The 15,022-nt window shown below is 66.4% G+C and carries 15 protein-coding genes and 1 tRNA gene; 11 read left to right on the top strand and 5 right to left on the bottom strand.

Annotated elements, in window-relative coordinates; genetic code table 11:
* Positions 1–45 precede the first annotated feature (45 nt).
* Genes ACZ1JV_RS25740 through hisD form a run of 3 tightly spaced genes read right to left on the bottom strand, consistent with a single transcriptional unit; the run spans position 46 to position 3,311 of the window.
* On the bottom strand, positions 46–1,197 hold the full coding sequence (locus ACZ1JV_RS25740; RefSeq protein WP_465151094.1) for an alpha/beta hydrolase: 1,152 nt from the start codon (positions 1,195–1,197) through the stop codon (positions 46–48).
* Between the two features lie 24 nt (positions 1,198–1,221).
* The gene (locus ACZ1JV_RS25735; protein WP_465151093.1) at positions 1,222–1,977 is read right to left on the bottom strand and encodes an SDR family NAD(P)-dependent oxidoreductase; all 756 of its coding nucleotides are present in this window, start codon (positions 1,975–1,977) and stop codon (positions 1,222–1,224) included.
* A 2-nt stretch (positions 1,978–1,979) separates the two neighbouring features.
* Positions 1,980–3,311, bottom strand: coding sequence for a histidinol dehydrogenase (gene hisD, locus ACZ1JV_RS25730; protein WP_465151092.1), 1,332 nt, complete (start codon positions 3,309–3,311; stop codon positions 1,980–1,982).
* A 183-nt stretch (positions 3,312–3,494) separates the two neighbouring features.
* Between hisD and ACZ1JV_RS25725 the strand changes: the two genes are divergently transcribed.
* From ACZ1JV_RS25725 to ACZ1JV_RS25715, 3 genes are read left to right on the top strand one after another with little or no spacing between them, the layout of a single operon-like run.
* A complete protein-coding gene (locus ACZ1JV_RS25725) occupies positions 3,495–4,439 on the top strand; it encodes a fumarylacetoacetate hydrolase family protein (RefSeq protein WP_465151091.1) in 945 nt (314 codons plus the stop codon).
* Positions 4,436–4,984, top strand: a complete 549-nt coding sequence (locus ACZ1JV_RS25720; protein ID WP_465151090.1) for a cupin domain-containing protein — start codon at positions 4,436–4,438, stop codon at positions 4,982–4,984. Before ACZ1JV_RS25725 ends, ACZ1JV_RS25720 begins: the two co-directional genes overlap by 4 nt.
* Positions 4,984–5,733 (top strand): SDR family NAD(P)-dependent oxidoreductase, encoded by a 750-nt coding sequence (locus ACZ1JV_RS25715; protein ID WP_465151089.1) that lies wholly within the window; start codon positions 4,984–4,986, stop codon positions 5,731–5,733. The genes ACZ1JV_RS25720 and ACZ1JV_RS25715 overlap by 1 nt, the downstream gene beginning before the upstream one ends.
* Before the next feature lie 225 nt (positions 5,734–5,958).
* Here the strand turns inward: ACZ1JV_RS25715 and ACZ1JV_RS25710 are convergent.
* Positions 5,959–6,032: transfer RNA gene (locus tag ACZ1JV_RS25710), tRNA-Gln, on the bottom strand.
* 142 nt (positions 6,033–6,174) lie between these two features.
* Here ACZ1JV_RS25710 and ACZ1JV_RS25705 point away from each other — a divergent pair.
* From ACZ1JV_RS25705 to ACZ1JV_RS25695, 3 genes are read left to right on the top strand one after another with little or no spacing between them, the layout of a single operon-like run.
* Positions 6,175–7,602: a Ppx/GppA phosphatase family protein gene (locus tag ACZ1JV_RS25705; RefSeq protein ID WP_465151088.1), complete on the top strand. Its 1,428-nt coding sequence runs from the start codon at positions 6,175–6,177 to the stop codon at positions 7,600–7,602.
* A complete protein-coding gene (locus ACZ1JV_RS25700) occupies positions 7,599–8,270 on the top strand; it encodes an RlmE family RNA methyltransferase (RefSeq protein ID WP_465151087.1) in 672 nt (223 codons plus the stop codon). The genes ACZ1JV_RS25705 and ACZ1JV_RS25700 overlap by 4 nt, the downstream gene beginning before the upstream one ends.
* Positions 8,267–8,827: an RBBP9/YdeN family alpha/beta hydrolase gene (locus ACZ1JV_RS25695; protein WP_465151086.1), complete on the top strand. Its 561-nt coding sequence runs from the start codon at positions 8,267–8,269 to the stop codon at positions 8,825–8,827. Before ACZ1JV_RS25700 ends, ACZ1JV_RS25695 begins: the two co-directional genes overlap by 4 nt.
* A 101-nt stretch (positions 8,828–8,928) precedes the next feature.
* Here the strand turns inward: ACZ1JV_RS25695 and ACZ1JV_RS25690 are convergent, their stop codons facing one another.
* On the bottom strand, positions 8,929–9,558 hold the full coding sequence (locus ACZ1JV_RS25690; protein ID WP_465137003.1) for a c-type cytochrome: 630 nt from the start codon (positions 9,556–9,558) through the stop codon (positions 8,929–8,931).
* Between the two features lie 121 nt (positions 9,559–9,679).
* Here ACZ1JV_RS25690 and ACZ1JV_RS25685 point away from each other — a divergent pair, with 121 nt between their 5' ends.
* From ACZ1JV_RS25685 to ACZ1JV_RS25665, 5 genes are all read left to right on the top strand, one after another.
* On the top strand, positions 9,680–10,573 hold the full coding sequence (locus tag ACZ1JV_RS25685; protein ID WP_395334241.1) for a prephenate dehydratase: 894 nt from the start codon (positions 9,680–9,682) through the stop codon (positions 10,571–10,573).
* Between the two features lie 89 nt (positions 10,574–10,662).
* Positions 10,663–11,358 carry a hypothetical protein gene (locus ACZ1JV_RS25680; RefSeq protein WP_465151085.1) on the top strand — a complete coding sequence of 232 codons (696 nt, stop codon included), beginning with the start codon at positions 10,663–10,665 and terminating at the stop codon, positions 11,356–11,358.
* On the top strand, positions 11,355–12,677 hold the full coding sequence (locus tag ACZ1JV_RS25675) for a DUF4350 domain-containing protein (protein ID WP_465151084.1): 1,323 nt from the start codon (positions 11,355–11,357) through the stop codon (positions 12,675–12,677). The genes ACZ1JV_RS25680 and ACZ1JV_RS25675 overlap by 4 nt, the downstream gene beginning before the upstream one ends.
* On the top strand, positions 12,674–13,660 hold the full coding sequence (locus ACZ1JV_RS25670; RefSeq protein ID WP_465151083.1) for an AAA family ATPase: 987 nt from the start codon (positions 12,674–12,676) through the stop codon (positions 13,658–13,660). Before ACZ1JV_RS25675 ends, ACZ1JV_RS25670 begins: the two co-directional genes overlap by 4 nt.
* 4 nt (positions 13,661–13,664) lie before the next feature.
* Positions 13,665–15,017: a DUF58 domain-containing protein gene (locus tag ACZ1JV_RS25665; protein WP_465151082.1), complete on the top strand. Its 1,353-nt coding sequence runs from the start codon at positions 13,665–13,667 to the stop codon at positions 15,015–15,017.
* Positions 15,018–15,022: the final 5 nt, after the last annotated feature.

The raw sequence follows: 15,022 nt of genomic DNA, 5'->3' as shown, positions 1-15,022 counted from the left end.
TCGCGGCCTCTCCCCAGCCGTTATCGTTTTTCTGCCCGGAATGGCTCAGCCCATCTCTGCAAATGTCTCCGCACACCAGTCGGCGATATAGTCGCGCATGCCGGTCCCGTTGTCGGCGCCGCAGTGTTCCACCTCGAAATCCTTCTTGGTGAAGACGCGGAGCGTGCGCTTGGGGCTGTTCACCGCCTGATCGTAGCTGAGCTGCGCATTGAAGGCGGGGATCTGGCGGTCGTTCTCGCCGTGGGTGATCAGGATGGGCACGCGGATCTTCTCCACCTGCCCGTCGAGCGTGATCTGGTCGGCATAAGTCAGGAACGCGTCGCGGTCTTCGATGCCGAAGACCCACATGACGTGATCCCAATAGTGCGGCACCGGGTTCTCGCCCTCGTTGGCCAGGCGTTCGCGCTGGCGGCGGCCCCAGACGTGGTTGGCGCCCATCACTGCGCATAGCGCATAGCGCGGCTCGTTGGCGGCGATGCGCGGCGCGTGGTAGCCGCCGAAGGAGAGGCCGAAAATGCCGATCCGGTCATGGATCACATCGCTGCGCGTCAGCAGGTAGTCCAGCGCCGGGGTGCCCCAACGCTCGGCGTCGAACACGGCGGGAAGGCCGCGCTTGCGGATCGCCTCGCCGGTGCCGGGCTGGTCGACGAACAGGGTGTTGATCCCCCGCTCCAGATTCGACTGACCATGGCCCGCCATGCAGACCTGCTCCTTCATAGAATCGAGCCCGTTGACCGAGACCAGCGTGGGGCGCGGCGTGCCTGAACCGTCGTGGACGAAAATGGCGGTATAGGCGCCGTCCTCGTAGGGAATCTCCACTTTGTCGACATGCAGCCGGCGCAGCCTGGCGCCCTTGTGGAACAGTTCCAGCCCCTTGTCATAGGCTGCCCAGCGCGGGGCATATTCGCGGCTCTGCATCCGTTCGGCAGCGAGGTAGTAGCCGGAGGCGCGCAAGTATTTCGTGCCGGCGGAGAGCAGGTAGCCAGCGGCCTCGTCGCCTTCCGCATTGGCCGTGACCTGATCGGCGACGGCGATCCAGCTGTCGAACATCTGCGCGGAGCCGGCGTCAGCGCCGGCCTTGCTCGCTTCCATGATCGGGCGGTTGGCCTCGTCGATCTCGCCATAATTGCCGCCGCAGGCGAGCGCGAGGTTGGTGGCGAGGTTCCAGACGTAGTTTCCGGGGAACGGTTCGAACATGTTCTATCCTGCGATGTAAGAGAGCTATTCGGCAGTCCAGCCGCCATCGACGACAAGGCTGGTGCCGGTCATCAGCGCGGACGCGTCGGAGGCGAGGAACAGCACCGCGCCCATCAGATCCTCCACCTGACCGATGCGGCCGAGCTTGATCTTGGAAAGCACGCTGGCTTTGAACGCCTCATCCTCGAAAAACGGCTTGGTCAGCGGGGTTTCGATGAAAGTGGGCGCGATCGTGTTGGAGCGGATGCCGTGGGGGGCAAGGTCCAGCGCCATGGCCTTGTTCATGCCCTCCAGCGCCCACTTGCTGGCGCAGTAGAGTGAGCGCTTCGGCCCGCCCACGTGCCCCATCTGGCTGCCCATGTGGATCAGGCTGCCCTGCGTGCCGGTATCGATCATTCGCTTCACGCAGGCCTGCGCCACGAAGAAGGCGGACTTGAGATTGAGGTTGAGCACGGCGTCGTAATCGTCCTCGCTCACCTCCCACATCGGCTTGGGGCGGTTGGTGCCGGCATTGTTGACGAGGATGTGGAATGGGGCGCGGTCCGCGAAGAATGCGGCAACGGCGCCAAGGTCCGAAACGTCGAGTGTCGCCGCGCGGGCATCATTCCCGATCTCGGCGGCAGCCGCGTCGATCTCTGCCGCGGTGCGGGCGACGAGCGTGACCTCCGCGCCTGCTGCCGCCAGCGCGGCGGCGGCGCCGAGGCCGATGCCTCGGCCCGCCCCGGTCACCAGAGCCCGCCGCCCGTCAAGGCGCAGGCTCGGCGTCTGCGGGATCGCCACGGTCAGGCTGCCGTTTCGGGCGTCGGTTCGGCCTGCCCGGCATAGGGCACGTTGCGCCCGCCGAAGCGGCGCACGCGGATGTTCGCCTGCTCGCCGTGCCCCGCGAAGCCCTCCAGCGCGCAGAGGCGCGAGCAATATTCGCCGATCAACGCGGAAGCTTCATCGGTGGTGACGCGCTGGTAGGTGCAGGTCTTCAGGAATTTGCCGACCCAGAGACCGCCCGTGTAGCGCGCCGATTTCTTCGTCGGCAGCGTGTGGTTGGTGCCGATCACCTTGTCGCCGAAGCTGACATTGGTGCGGTTGCCCAAGAACAGCGCGCCGTAGTTGGTCATGTTGCTCAGGAAGTAGTCCGGATCGGCGGTCATCACTTGCACATGCTCGCTGGCGATCTCGTTGGCGACCTTGACCATCTCCTCGTAGCTGTCGGCCACGATCACTTCGCCGAAGTTTTCCCAGGCTTTGCGGGCATGGTCGGCGGTGGGGAGGATCTGCAGCAGGCGCTCGATCTCGGCCATCGTGGCGCGGGCGAACTTCTCGGAATTGGTCAGCAGCACGCCGGGGCTGTCCGGCCCGTGTTCGACTTGGCCGAGGATGTCGGTGGCGGCGATTTCGGGGTCGCAGCCGATTTCGTCGGCAATGATCAGCGTTTCGGTCGGCCCGGCGAAGAGGTCGATGCCGACACGGCCGAAAAGCTGGCGTTTGGCTTCGGCGACGAATGCATTGCCGGGGCCGACAAGGATATCGACCGGATCGATGCTCTGCGTGCCGATCGCCATGGCGCCGACGGCCTGAATGCCGCCCAGCGCATAGATCGCATCGGCCCCGGCCATGGCCTGCGCGGCGACGATGGCGCGCGCCGGCTGGCCCTGAAACGGCGGAGCGCAAGTCACGACGCGTTTCACGCCCGCAACCTTGGCGGTGATCACCGACATGTGCGCGGAAGCGAGCAGCGGGTACTTGCCGCCGGGCACGTAGCAGCCGGCCGAACCCAGCGGAATGTTCCTGTGGCCGAGCACGACGCCGGGCAGCGTCTCGACCTCTACGTCCTTCATCGAATCGCGCTGGATCTGCGCAAAGTTCTTCACTTGCGCCTGCGCGAACTCGATGTCCTTGCGTTCCTGCGGGGTCAGGCTGTCGACGCAGGCATCGATTTCGGCCTGCGAAAGGCGATAGTCGTCACGGTCCCAGCCGTCGAACTTGATGGACATCTCGTGCACCGCTTCGTCGCCGCGCTTCTCGATATCGGCAAGCGCCGCCTCGACGATGTCGCGAACCTTGCGGTCCGCGTCTGCCTTCGCCTCGGCAGTGGCGCCGCGCTTCAGCCAGGTGGCCATGATACTCTCCCGATCCGGTGTGACGTGATTTTCATCGGACCTAGCGCCGGGGAGCGAGCGGGGACCATCGCATGTTATCGATGGCTTGCTATCGATCCTATGCCGTTGTTGCCGCAGGAGGGCTTCGCTAGCCCGGTTCTCAAGGACAAAGCATCCGCCAGCATTCTGGGAGAACAACGAACAATGCGCCTTGCCACTCTCGATGACGGCACCCCCGACGGGCGCCTCGTCGTCGTTTCGCCCGAAGGCGATCGTTACGCGCCCGCGCCGGTGGATACGCTGCAACAGGCGATGGAAAGCTGGGCCTTCGTCGCGCCGGTGCTGGCCGAGATTTCGGAATTTCCCGAAGCGCTGGATGCCGCGCTGCTGCGTGCGCCGCTGCCGCGTGCGTGGCAGTGGCTCGATGGTTCGGCTTTCGCCTGCCACGGCGAACTGATGGACAAGGCGCTCGGCGTAGTGCCGGTGAAGACCGGCAAGCCGCTGATGTATCAGGGCACTTCCGACAAGTTCTACGGCCCCGCCGAGGAGGTTCGCTTCCTCACCGAAGAGAACGGCATCGATTTCGAAGGCGAGTTCGGCGTGATCGTCGATGCCGTGCCGATGGGGACTTCGGCCGAGGACTGCATGAAGTACATCCGGCTGATCGTGCAGATCAACGACTGGTCGCTACGCAAGCTGGCCGGGCCGGAGATGAAGACCGGCTTCGGCTGGGTTCAGGCCAAGCCGCCGTGTTCGATGGCGCCCTTCGCGGTCACGCCGGAGGAACTGGGCGACCAGTGGCGCGATGGCCGCGTCTGCATGGACCTGCTCGTCGATTGGAACGGAAGGCGCTTCGGCGCTGCCAATGGTGAGCCAATGGGCCATGGCTTCCATGAACTGGTCGCCCACGCCTGCGCCACGCGTGATCTGGTGGCGGGCACGGTGATCGGATCGGGCACCGTCTCCAACGAAAACTACCGCGAGATCGGCTCCTCCTGCATCGCCGAGCGGCGCGGGATCGAACTGGTCGATTTCGGAGAGCCCCGCACCGAATTCATGCGCTTTGGCGACACCGTGCGGATGCAGGGAACCCTTGCCGATGGCCGCGCGCCGTTCGGCGCTATCGAACAGAAGGTCGTTAAGGCATGAGTGAAGTTCTTTCCAATTCCGGCCTGCCGCCGATCCAGCGCGTCGTCACCGGCCATGATGCGCAAGGTCGCGCGGTGTTCCGCTCCGAAGACGTGACGCCCACGAAAATGATCCCCTCGGGCGATGCCTCGTTCCTTACCATCTGGACCACCGCCAGCGTCCCCGCCGACAACAACGACGAGACCGAAGGGCGCGAACGCCCCACCGGCACCACGCTCGAAGGCGGATCGGTGATCCGCGTGGTGGACATGCTGCCGGGCAAGCAGAGCCCGATGCACCGCACCAACTCGATCGATTACGGCGTGGTCATGAAGGGCGAGATCGAGCTGGAACTGGAGGACGGCCGCAAGACCACCGTGCGCGAAGGCGGGATCATCGTCCAGCGCGGCACCAACCACCTCTGGCGCAACACCAGCGACGCGGTCTGCCGGATCGCCTTTATTCTGATCGAGGCACCCGCCTACCTTCACAACGGCGTGCCGCTGGACGAGGCCAAGCCCGAGCAGGTCGATCCCGTCTACAACGAGGCCGCAGGGAAGGCCTGATGTTCGACCTCTCCGGCAAAAGCGCCATCGTCACCGGCTCCACGCGCGGGATCGGACGCGCTATTGCCGAGGGGCTGATCGCTCAAGGCGCGCGCGTGGTGATTTCCAGCGAGGATGCGGAGGACACCGCGCGCGTCGCGGCCGAACTCGGGATGCCGGGGCAGCCCTGCGATGTAACCGACGATGCGGCGCTGGCCGCCTTGGTGGATCGCGCGGTGGCCGAATTCGGCGGGCCGGACGTGCTGGTCTGCAATGCCGGGATTACCGGCAGAGCGGGACCCTTCGCCGATCTCGACATGGCCGACTATGCCCGCGTCATGGCGATCAACCTCACCAGCCAGGTCGCGCTGTGCAATCTGGCCCTGCCGAAAATCGCGGCGCGCGGGGGTGGGGCAGCGGTGCTGGTGTCCAGCCTCTCGGGCCTGAGGGGCAACGGGCGAATCAATGCCTATGCGCTCGCCAAGGCGGGTGTCGCGCAACTCGCGCGCAATCTGGCGGTGGAGTGGGGGCTGCGCGGGGTGCGGGTCAATGCGATTTCGCCCGGCTTCATTGCTACCGAATTGTCGGGTCCGTTGCTGGCGGACGAGGCCTTCATGGCCCGCCGCATGGCGATGACGCCGCTGCGTCGCCCCGGCACGCCGCAGGAGGTGGCGGGCGCCGCCGTATTTCTGGCATCGGACGCCGGCGCTTTCGTTACCGGGCACAATCTGGTCGTCGATGGCGGGACGCTGATTACCGACGGGTCGTGACGGATTGCCTTCAGCGGCGAATCGGTCTGCCGCAAATGGAGCGCGATTAACGCCGGGGTGAGGGGCGGAACGCTCCGCTTCAGCGTTAACCTATCCGTGATTCGTCGGTGCCGCGTCGCGTCGGGCCATCACCACGCGCCGCGCGGGCGACAACGACTGCGCGTGCCGTGGAAGGCTTCACGAGCTTCGGGAACTATCCCGCAGTTTCAGCGATTTAGGGAAAATTGGATGCCCCGCGAGGATTCGAACCTCGATAGACGGAATCAGAATCCGTAGTCTTACCATTAGACGACGGGGCATCGGGAGGCGCCCCTCTAGTAGCGGTCGTGATTCGGGTCAACACCCTTTTTTGCCGGCCCTTGCTCCTTTCTCGTCGGGGCGTTAGCATCGGCGCATGTACCCGCCCGCATGGCGGCAGATTTTTTGAAGAGATTAGTAATCATGGCGGAGCACGATCCGCCGGCAGCAAGAGTCGACGTGTCAGGCCGCCCCAGCAGGCGGCGCAAGGCGAGGAGGGGCAAATCGCGCCCGTCCGGTCCCGGCACGGCCAAGGCGAAGGTGCAGGCAAAGGATGCCGGCGCCGTCGCGGCAGGCGGAGCGCCGCGCGAAGAATCAGTGAACGGAGCGCCGGCACCACCGCGCCGCGCAAAGTCGCGTACGGCCCGGAAATCCGGCAAGTCACGCAAACCCGGCAAGAAGGTGGCGGCGCAGTCGCGTCCTGCGGAGACGGGGCGAGCCGAGCCGACGGTTGCCGAATCGCGTGCTGCACAGCCGCGCACCGTTGAGCTGCGCGCTGGCCCCGGTTTCGTCCCCCCGAAAGACGCGATGCTGCCCCGCCAGCATCCGCGCCAGTCCTATGCGGCGATCGATCTGGGCACCAACAATTGCCGCCTGCTGATCGCGCGTCCGTCTGGCGAGAACTTCACGGTGATCGACGCCTTCAGCCGTGTCGTCCGTCTGGGTGAGGGGCTGGCGCAGTCAGGCCGCCTGTCCGATGCGGCGATGGAGCGCACCCTGGGCGCCCTGCGCGTCTGTGCCGACAAGCTGATGCGGCGGAATGTCTACCTCGCCCGATCGGTGGCGACGGAGGCCTGCCGCCGCGCGGTCAACGGGCCGGAATTCATCGAACGTGTGCGTCAGGAAACCGGCATCGCGCTGGACATCATCAGCGCGCGCGAAGAGGCGCGGCTGGCCGTGCTCGGCTGCCACGTCCTGCTCGAATCGGGGCTGGGCCCGGCGATGATCTTCGACATCGGCGGCGGCTCCACCGAACTCGTGCTGATCGAGAGCACCGGCACCGTGCCGCGCATTCTCGACTGGCAATCGGTGCCCTGGGGCGTCGTCTCGCTCACCGAAAGCTGTCCGCCCGAAGGCACGACGCTGGAAGAACGGCTGACGCGCTACAAGCACATGCACGGCCTCGTGGCGGATAGCTTCGCCGGCTTCGCGGATCGCGTCGCCCCGGCGCGCGAAAGCGCTGCGCAGACCGGGCCGCTGCGCCTGTTGGGCACCAGCGGTACCGTGACCACTTTGGCTAGCCTGCACCTGGAACTGCCGCAGTACGACCGCCGCATGGTGGACGGGCTGATCGTCCCGGCCGAATCGATGCGCGGCATCAGTGCGCGGCTCTCCTCGATGTCGATCGAGGAGCGGCGCGAACTCAACTGCATCGGCCGTGAGCGCGCGGACCTTGTGGTGGCCGGCTGCGCGATTCTGGAGGCGATTCTCGACCTCTGGCCCTCCGCGCGGCTGGGCGTGGCCGATCGCGGCATTCGCGAAGGTATTCTGCGCAGCCTCATCGCCTCGCACACATCGAACAAATCCATGCTCGCCGCGGCGGGCGCACAAGCATTGGAGGCCCGGCCGTGAGCCGATCCGGACGCGATCCCAACGAGCGGCTTCGCACCGCCAAGAAGCGCACCACCAGTTCGGCGCGCTGGCTGACCCGTCAGCTCAACGACCCCTACGTGAAAAAGGCCAAGGCCGACGGCTATCGCAGCCGCGCGGCCTACAAGCTGATCGAGCTGGATGAGAAGTTCGACCTGTTCAAAGGCGTGGAACGCGCGGTCGATCTGGGCATAGCCCCCGGCGGTTGGAGCCAGGTGCTGCGCCTGAAGCGCCCGCAGGCCAAAGTCGTCGGCATCGACCTGTTGCCCACCGATCCGATCGAGGGCGTGACGATCTTCCAGATGGACTTCATGGCCGATGAGGCCCCCGCCGCGCTGGAAGGCGCGCTGGACGGCGCGCCGGATCTGGTGCTGTCGGACATGGCCGCCAATACGGTGGGCCACAAGCAGACCGATCACTTGCGCACGATGGGGCTGGTGGAAACGGCGGCGGACTTTGCGATCCAGACGCTGGCACCGGGCGGCACGTTCGTCGCCAAGGTCTTCGCGGGCGGCACCGATACCGAACTGCTGGGCGTGCTCAAGCGGCGCTTCACCAGCGTCAAGCACGCCAAGCCGCCGGCCAGCCGCAAGGATTCGTCCGAGTGGTATGTGATTGCCAAGGGCTTCAAGGGGCCTGAGGAGGCGTGAGCCGCTACGTCGTCCTGCCCGGGATCGGCGGTTCCGGCCCGGCCCACTGGCAGACGCTATGGGAACAGGCCGATCCGCAGATGCAGCGCTTCGCCCCGGAAAGCTGGGACGAGCCCGAACTGGACGACTGGATCGCCGCGCTCGATCGCGCCGTGACGCAAGCCACGCAAGCGAGCGGCGAGCCGCCGGTTCTTGTCGCGCACAGTCTGGCCTGCTTGCTCGTCGCCCATTGGAGCGTGCGCTCGGACCTGCAGGTGCGCGGTGCTTTCCTGGTGGCGGTGCCCGATCCTGCCGGGCCGGCGTTCCCGGCGGAGGCGGTGAGTTTCGCCGATCCACCGACATCGCGGCTGCGGTTTTCGGGGGTGGTCGTTGCCAGCAGCGACGATCCCTATGGTCCCGTCGATCACGCCCGTCTGCGCGCCGCGCAATGGGGCTGCACTTTCGTCGAGGCAGGCCCGCTGGGCCATATCAATGCCGCCAGCGGGCTGGGAGACTGGCGCTGGGGCCGGGATCAACTCGATTGCTTCGCCCGCGCGCTCGTCGAACTGGGCGTCTGAGCGGACCGGTTCTCTAATGACGAAAGCGGCCCGCAAGGCGACTCGGTGAAGCCTTGCGGACCGCTTTCTGCCGACCGAAGCCGGATTTCTTTACGGGATTATCAGTGCGCGGCGGCGCTCGCTTCCCCGCTGGGCGCGGCGGAGGCATCGGCTGCCGGAGCATCACCCTTCGCCGGAGCGGCTGCAGCGCCGGCAGCAGGCGCCGCCGGAAGCGGCAGGTTCGATCCCTGAGAATTGAGGTAGACGATCACGTTGGCGCGATCTTCCGGCTTGGGAAGGCCGGCGAACGTCATCTTGGTGCCGGGGGCGAAGGCCTTGGGGCTCTTGAGCCACTGGTTCAGCTTATCGAAGTCCCACTTGCCGCCCACGCCCTTCAGCGCGTCGGAGAAGGCGAAGCCGCCCACGCCCTGGCCGATATTCTCACCGACAACGCCGTGAAGGTTGGGGCCGATGCCGTTGGCACCGCCCGCGTTGATCGTATGGCAGGACTGGCACTTGGCGAAGGTGGCCTGGCCCTTGGCCGCGTCTGCCGTGGCGAGAAGCGCCTCGATCGGCGGTTCGGCGGCGCCGCCCTCGGACGTCTCCTCAACGCCCTCGATCGCGTAGCCCATCGTTTCGGGACGGTTGTGCTTGTCTGCGCGAAAGTAATGCGAGCTGATGCTGGTAAGACCTAGACCCACGATACCGGCGAACAGAGTCCACCCGGCAATGGTGTTGAAACGATCGTCCATGTCCTGACTGCCCCGGGTATTGTTATGTTGATCCTCTTGGCTTCGAGGTCCTAATGTTGCCCGCAAGTTAGCGCAAGAGCCATTGCGGTTGAGCGCAATGCCGCTTAAGCGCGCCATCGTCATGAATTCCTATCCCAAACCCGCGCTCGACCTCGTCTCCCGCATGGTGGAGGCCGCCGCTGCCGATCCCGCCCGGGCGATGGCGCTTCAGGGTGCGCCCGGATGCAATTCGCACCGCGCCGCGCTGGAGTACGATTCCCAGAGCCTGCCGCTGCCGTGCTTTTCGTTCGAGGACGCGCTGGATGCGGTTAAGGAAGGCCGGGCGGAGCGGGCGATCATCCCGATCGAGAATTCGCAGCACGGCCGCGTGGCGGACATCCACTTCCTGCTGCCCGAAAGCGGGCTGTCGATCGTGGGCGAGCATTTCATGTCGATCCACCACGCCTTGATGGCGCTGGGCGATGGGCCGTTCTCGGCCGCCTACAGCCACCCGCAGGGCCTTGGCCAGTCGCGCCACTACTTGCGCGAACGCGGGATCGTGCCGATGGCCTATGCCGACACCGCCGGCGCCGCTGCGCTGGTGCGCGAACTGGGTGATCCTTCGGCTTGCGCCATCGCGCCGAAGCTGGCGGCCGAACTTTACGACCTCAAGATCGTCGAGGACAATGTCGAGGACGCGGCCGATAACACCACGCGCTTCGTTGTGCTGGCGCGCGAACCGCTCGATCCTTTTGCGTTGAAGGGCGAAAAGGCGATGACGACCTTCATCTTCGAGGTGAAGAACATCCCCGCCGCGCTCTACAAGGCGCTGGGCGGCTTCGCGACCAACGGCGTCAACATGACGAAGCTGGAAAGCTATCAGATCGGCGCCAGCTTCGCGGCGACGACGTTCTACGCGGATATCGAAGGCGCACCGGGCGATCCGCGTGTCGATTCGGCGCTGCAGGAACTGGCGTTCCACTGCAAGTACGTGCGTCCGCTGGGTACCTATCGCCAGGCCCGCCCGCGCGGCTGAACGATCCGGCTGCGGCTTCGTTTGGGCGGCTGAAAATCGCTGCGCGGACAGATTGTTAACGCGGGGCGGCTTGTCTGGGGCGGCAGGCCGTGCCAATCACCCCGGCCGTGGCAATCGGTGGGGGTCAAGTGGCGGGTGCGACCGTAGCCCGGAATACGGCGAGCGACGCTGCGGCCGATTGGACGGCCGTGCGCGGGGCGGCGGATATCCAATATGCCCCGATAAAGGCGGTTCGCACGCCGATACCGAAATCGCCGGAATGGCTGCGCACGTTGGGCGAATGGCTGGAAGCGGTGTTCGGCCCGATCGGCAAGATGCTCGGCATGTCCTGGCCGGTATTTCAGTACATTCTCCTTGCGATGGCGGTCCTCCTCGTGCTGTTCGTGCTCTGGCGCCTGTTCGGCCCGATGCTGTTCGACCGCGTGGCAAAGCCGGAGGACGAAGCCGTGGCGGCATGGGTGCCCGATCAGGCGGAGGCCAGCGCCCTGCTTTCCGATGCCGATCGTCTGGCGGCCGAGGGGCGTTTTGCCGAAGCGACGCACCTTCTGCTCCGCCGCAGCGTGCAGCAGATTCGCGCCAGCCGGCCGCAATGGCTTCACCCCGCCAGCACCGCGCGAGAGATCGCCATGCTGCCGGCGCTGCCCGAACAGGGGCGCCATGCCTTTGCCACCATCGCACAGCGGGTGGAGCGCAGCCGGTTCGCGCTGCGTGAACTGGATGCACAGGACTGGGCGGCGGCACGCGCCGCTTATGCCGAATTCGCGCAAGTCCGGTTTTCCGCATGAACGGCAGCGATCCGCATATCGAGACGGTTGCCGTGGGCGCCAATCCGTTCTCCCGCTGGTCGGTTCTGGCGATCGTCCTGCTCGGCTGCGCGTTGTTCATCGCGCTGCTGTGGATGATTGGCACCGGCACGGGGTTCAGCGAAACCAACGATGGCGGAGCCCATGCCGAAGGGCGCGGCCTCAACGGCTATGCGGCGATGGCGAACTTTCTGGAGCGACGCGGCTATGCGGTGCGCAAGTCGCGCAATGTCGGCGCGCTGGACAAGCCGGGCCTGCTGGTGCTGACGCCGCCCGCCTATGCCAGCGGCAAGGATCTCCAGAAGATCGTCTCGCTGCGCCGCCGTATCGGGCCCACGCTCATCATCACGCCGAAGTGGTATGCCTATCCCGCCACACGCGCGCAGCTGGAAAAGGGCGCGAAAAAGGGCTGGGTCAATCTGGGCGGCACGCAACTGGCGGAATGGAAGGGCTTTCTGGACGACGTCACCGTCGGCCAGTTCCCGGTCAAGGGTCAGGGCAAGCCGGGCTGGGCCGGGTTGGACCTGGCCGGCACGCTTCCCGGCCGCAGCATCAGTTGGGGCGGCGGAGACGATGTGGCGCCGCTGGTGCGGGACGGGGCCGGGCACATCCTGGCCGGCTTCATCGCCGACGAGGGGCTCTATCCCAAGCTTGAACAGGCCTCCGGCGTGTCGTCGTCGATAGAGGAGCCCGACGAGGGCCTCTATCCCATCATCCTGGTGTTCGAGCCGGACCTTGTCGACAACTGGGGCATGGCGGACGTGCGCGCGGCGCGGCTGATCGATGCGCTGGTTGCCGCCGGGGATCTGCGACCGGGCGACACGATCACGTTCGACCTGACGTTCAACGGCTTCGGCCGCTCGCAGAACCTGCTGACCCTGGCTTTCACGCCGCCCTTCCTTGCGGCCACGCTGTGCCTGCTGCTGGCGGCGCTGGTGCTGGGCTGGCGGGCGTTCCTGCGCTTCGGACCGGCACAGGCGGGCGGCCGGGCGATCGCTTTCGGCAAGCGCGCGTTGGTGGCCAATGCCGCAGGGCTGGTGCGGCGCACCGGCCGCCTGCACCTGATCGCGCGTCCCTATGCCGATCATGCGCGAGAACGGCTGGTCCGCGCGCTGGCGCTGCCGCGCACGCTGGACGGTGCGGAGGCCGATGCCGCCATCGACCGCGCCTTGCATTCGCGCGATCCCGCCGCCGAACCCTTTTCCGCGATCGCCGCTCGCCTTCGGCAGGCGCGGCGCCCGCAAGACCTCGTCAAGGCAGCGCGCGATCTCCATGCGCTCGAAAGGATGTTGACCCGATGACCGATGCCCAGACTGCCGAGTTCGGCAGCGACCTTGCGCAAGTCGCCGCGATCGCGGCCGACATTCGCGCGCAGATCGCCAAGGCGGTGGTTGGCCAAACGGAGACGGTGGAGCACATGCTGATCGCGCTGATGGCGCGCGGACATGTGCTGCTGGAAGGTCCTCCGGGTACGGCCAAGACGTTCCTGGCGCAGTGCTTCGCGGCATCGCTGGGGCTGGATTTCGGCCGCATCCAGTTCACGCCGGACCTGATGCCGGGCGATATCCTGGGCTCCAACCTGTTCAACTTCCAGACCAGCCAGTTCACGCTGACGCGCGGGCCAATCTTCTGCGACCTGCTGCTGGCGGATGAGATCAACCGTACTCCTCCCAAGACCCAGGCGGCACTGCTGGAAGCGATGCAGGAACGCCGCGTGACGCTGGACGGCACCGCGCACCAATTGCCCGATCACTTCATGGTCGTCGCCACCCAGAACCCGATCGAGAACCAGGGCGTCTATCCGCTGCCGGAAGCGCAGCTGGATCGCTTCCTGTTCAAGCTGGATGTCGCCTATCCCAGCCATGACGAGGAACTGCGCATCGTCTCCCGCTTTGGTGAGAATCGCGGCGCTCCCACTCCGGCCGAATGCGGTGTCACCCCGGTCGTCAGCCGCGATATGCTGGAGGCCGCCACTCTCGCCGTGTCGCAGGTAAAGCTGGCGGAAAGCGTGATCGATTACGTCGTGCGGCTGGTCCGCGCCACGCGCGAAAGCCCGGATCTTGCCAGCGGCGCCTCGCCGCGTGCGGCGGTGCTGCTGGCGGGCGCGGCCCGCGCCCGCGCGGCGCTCGACGGGCGCGACTATGTCGTGCCGGACGATGTGAAGGCGCAGGCCCCCAGCGTGCTGCGCCACCGCCTGCTGCTCAGCCCGGCGGCGGAGATCGAGGGCAAGCAGGTGTCGGCGCTGGTTGCCCAATTGGTCGATCAAACCGAGGCACCGCGCTGAACCGATGAGCCTGCGCTTCGCCCCCCTGGTTCCCACGGTGCGTGCGGCGGCACTGCTGGCGCTGGCGGCGCCGGTGGCGCTGGTCATCGGCGCCACCCGGCCGGAGGCGTGGATTGCCGCGCCTGTCGCCGGGCTGGTGGTGCTGCTGCTGGTCTTCATCGATGCCTTGCTGGCCGGGCGACTGGAAAACTTTCGCGTGACCGTGCCGGGCGATGTCGAAGTAGGGGCCGAGGCAATGCTGCAGGCCGGCGTGAACTTGCGCGGCGGCCGGGCTTCACGCGTCGAAGTGGCGCTCGCCTGCGATCCGCGTCTCGTCGCCGATGGGCGGGCGACATTCGCGCTGGAAAAGGCAGACACAGGCGCCGGGGCAGGCGCTGAGGCTGGGTGGCAGGGGCAATCTCCGTTCCGCCCTTCGCGGCGAGGCACCGGCAAGGTCAGCGGTACATGGCTGCGCTGGACCGGGCCGTTGGGCCTGGGTGCGCGGCAGATTGCCGGCGATCTGGACGAGAGCGTAAGGGTTTGGCCGAATATTTCGGCAGTGCGTTCCCCGGCCTTGCAGATCCTGCTCAAGAATGCGCAATTCGGCGTGCTGGCCCGGCGAATCCGCGGCGAGGGGACGCAGTTCGAATCGCTGGCCGAGTATGAGCCGGGGATGGATCGGCGCCGGATCGACTGGAAATCGTCGGCCCGCCACGTCCACCTCTATGCCAAGGAATACGAGGCGGAGCGTAACAACCAGATTGTCTTCGCTTTCGATTGCGGCCAGTCGATGTGTGAGCCGGTGGACGGTATGCCGCGGCTCGATCGCGCCGTTTCCGCCGCGCTGGCGACGGGGTATGTCGCGCTGAAGGGCGGCGACCGGGTGGCGCTGTTCGGTTTTGCCTCGCGGCCGGAAGTGTCGACGCCTTTCGTTGCCGCATCGCGCGATTTCCACCGATTGCAGCGCGCCGCCGCCGGGCTGGAGTACCGTTCCGAAGAACCCAACTTTACCCTGGCGCTGGCTACCCTTGCCGCGCGGCTGGAGCGGCGGTCGCTTATCGTGGTATTTTCCGAATTCACCGACCTCACCAGCGCGCAACTGATGATCGAATCGATCGGCCGCCTAGTTGCGCGTCATCTGGTGCTGTTCGTCAGCATTGCCGATCAGGAACTTGAGGAAATCTCCTCGGCATCGCCGGATGACATGCCGACGCTGTCGATGGCGGTTTCTGCGGACCTCTTGCTGCGCCAGCGTGCCCTGGTCACGCGCCAGCTTCGTCAATTGGGGGTCCAGGTGGTCGAGGCCCCGCACGGTGCCGTCGGTACCCGGCTGATCGATGCCTACCTTGCCATCAAGCGTTCGGGAGCGATCGGATGAACGCG

Source organism: Novosphingobium sp. BL-S-19, from assembly GCF_055521675.1.
Note: the sequence above shows the minus strand (reverse complement) of the source record. Positions and strands in the feature narration are given on the sequence as shown.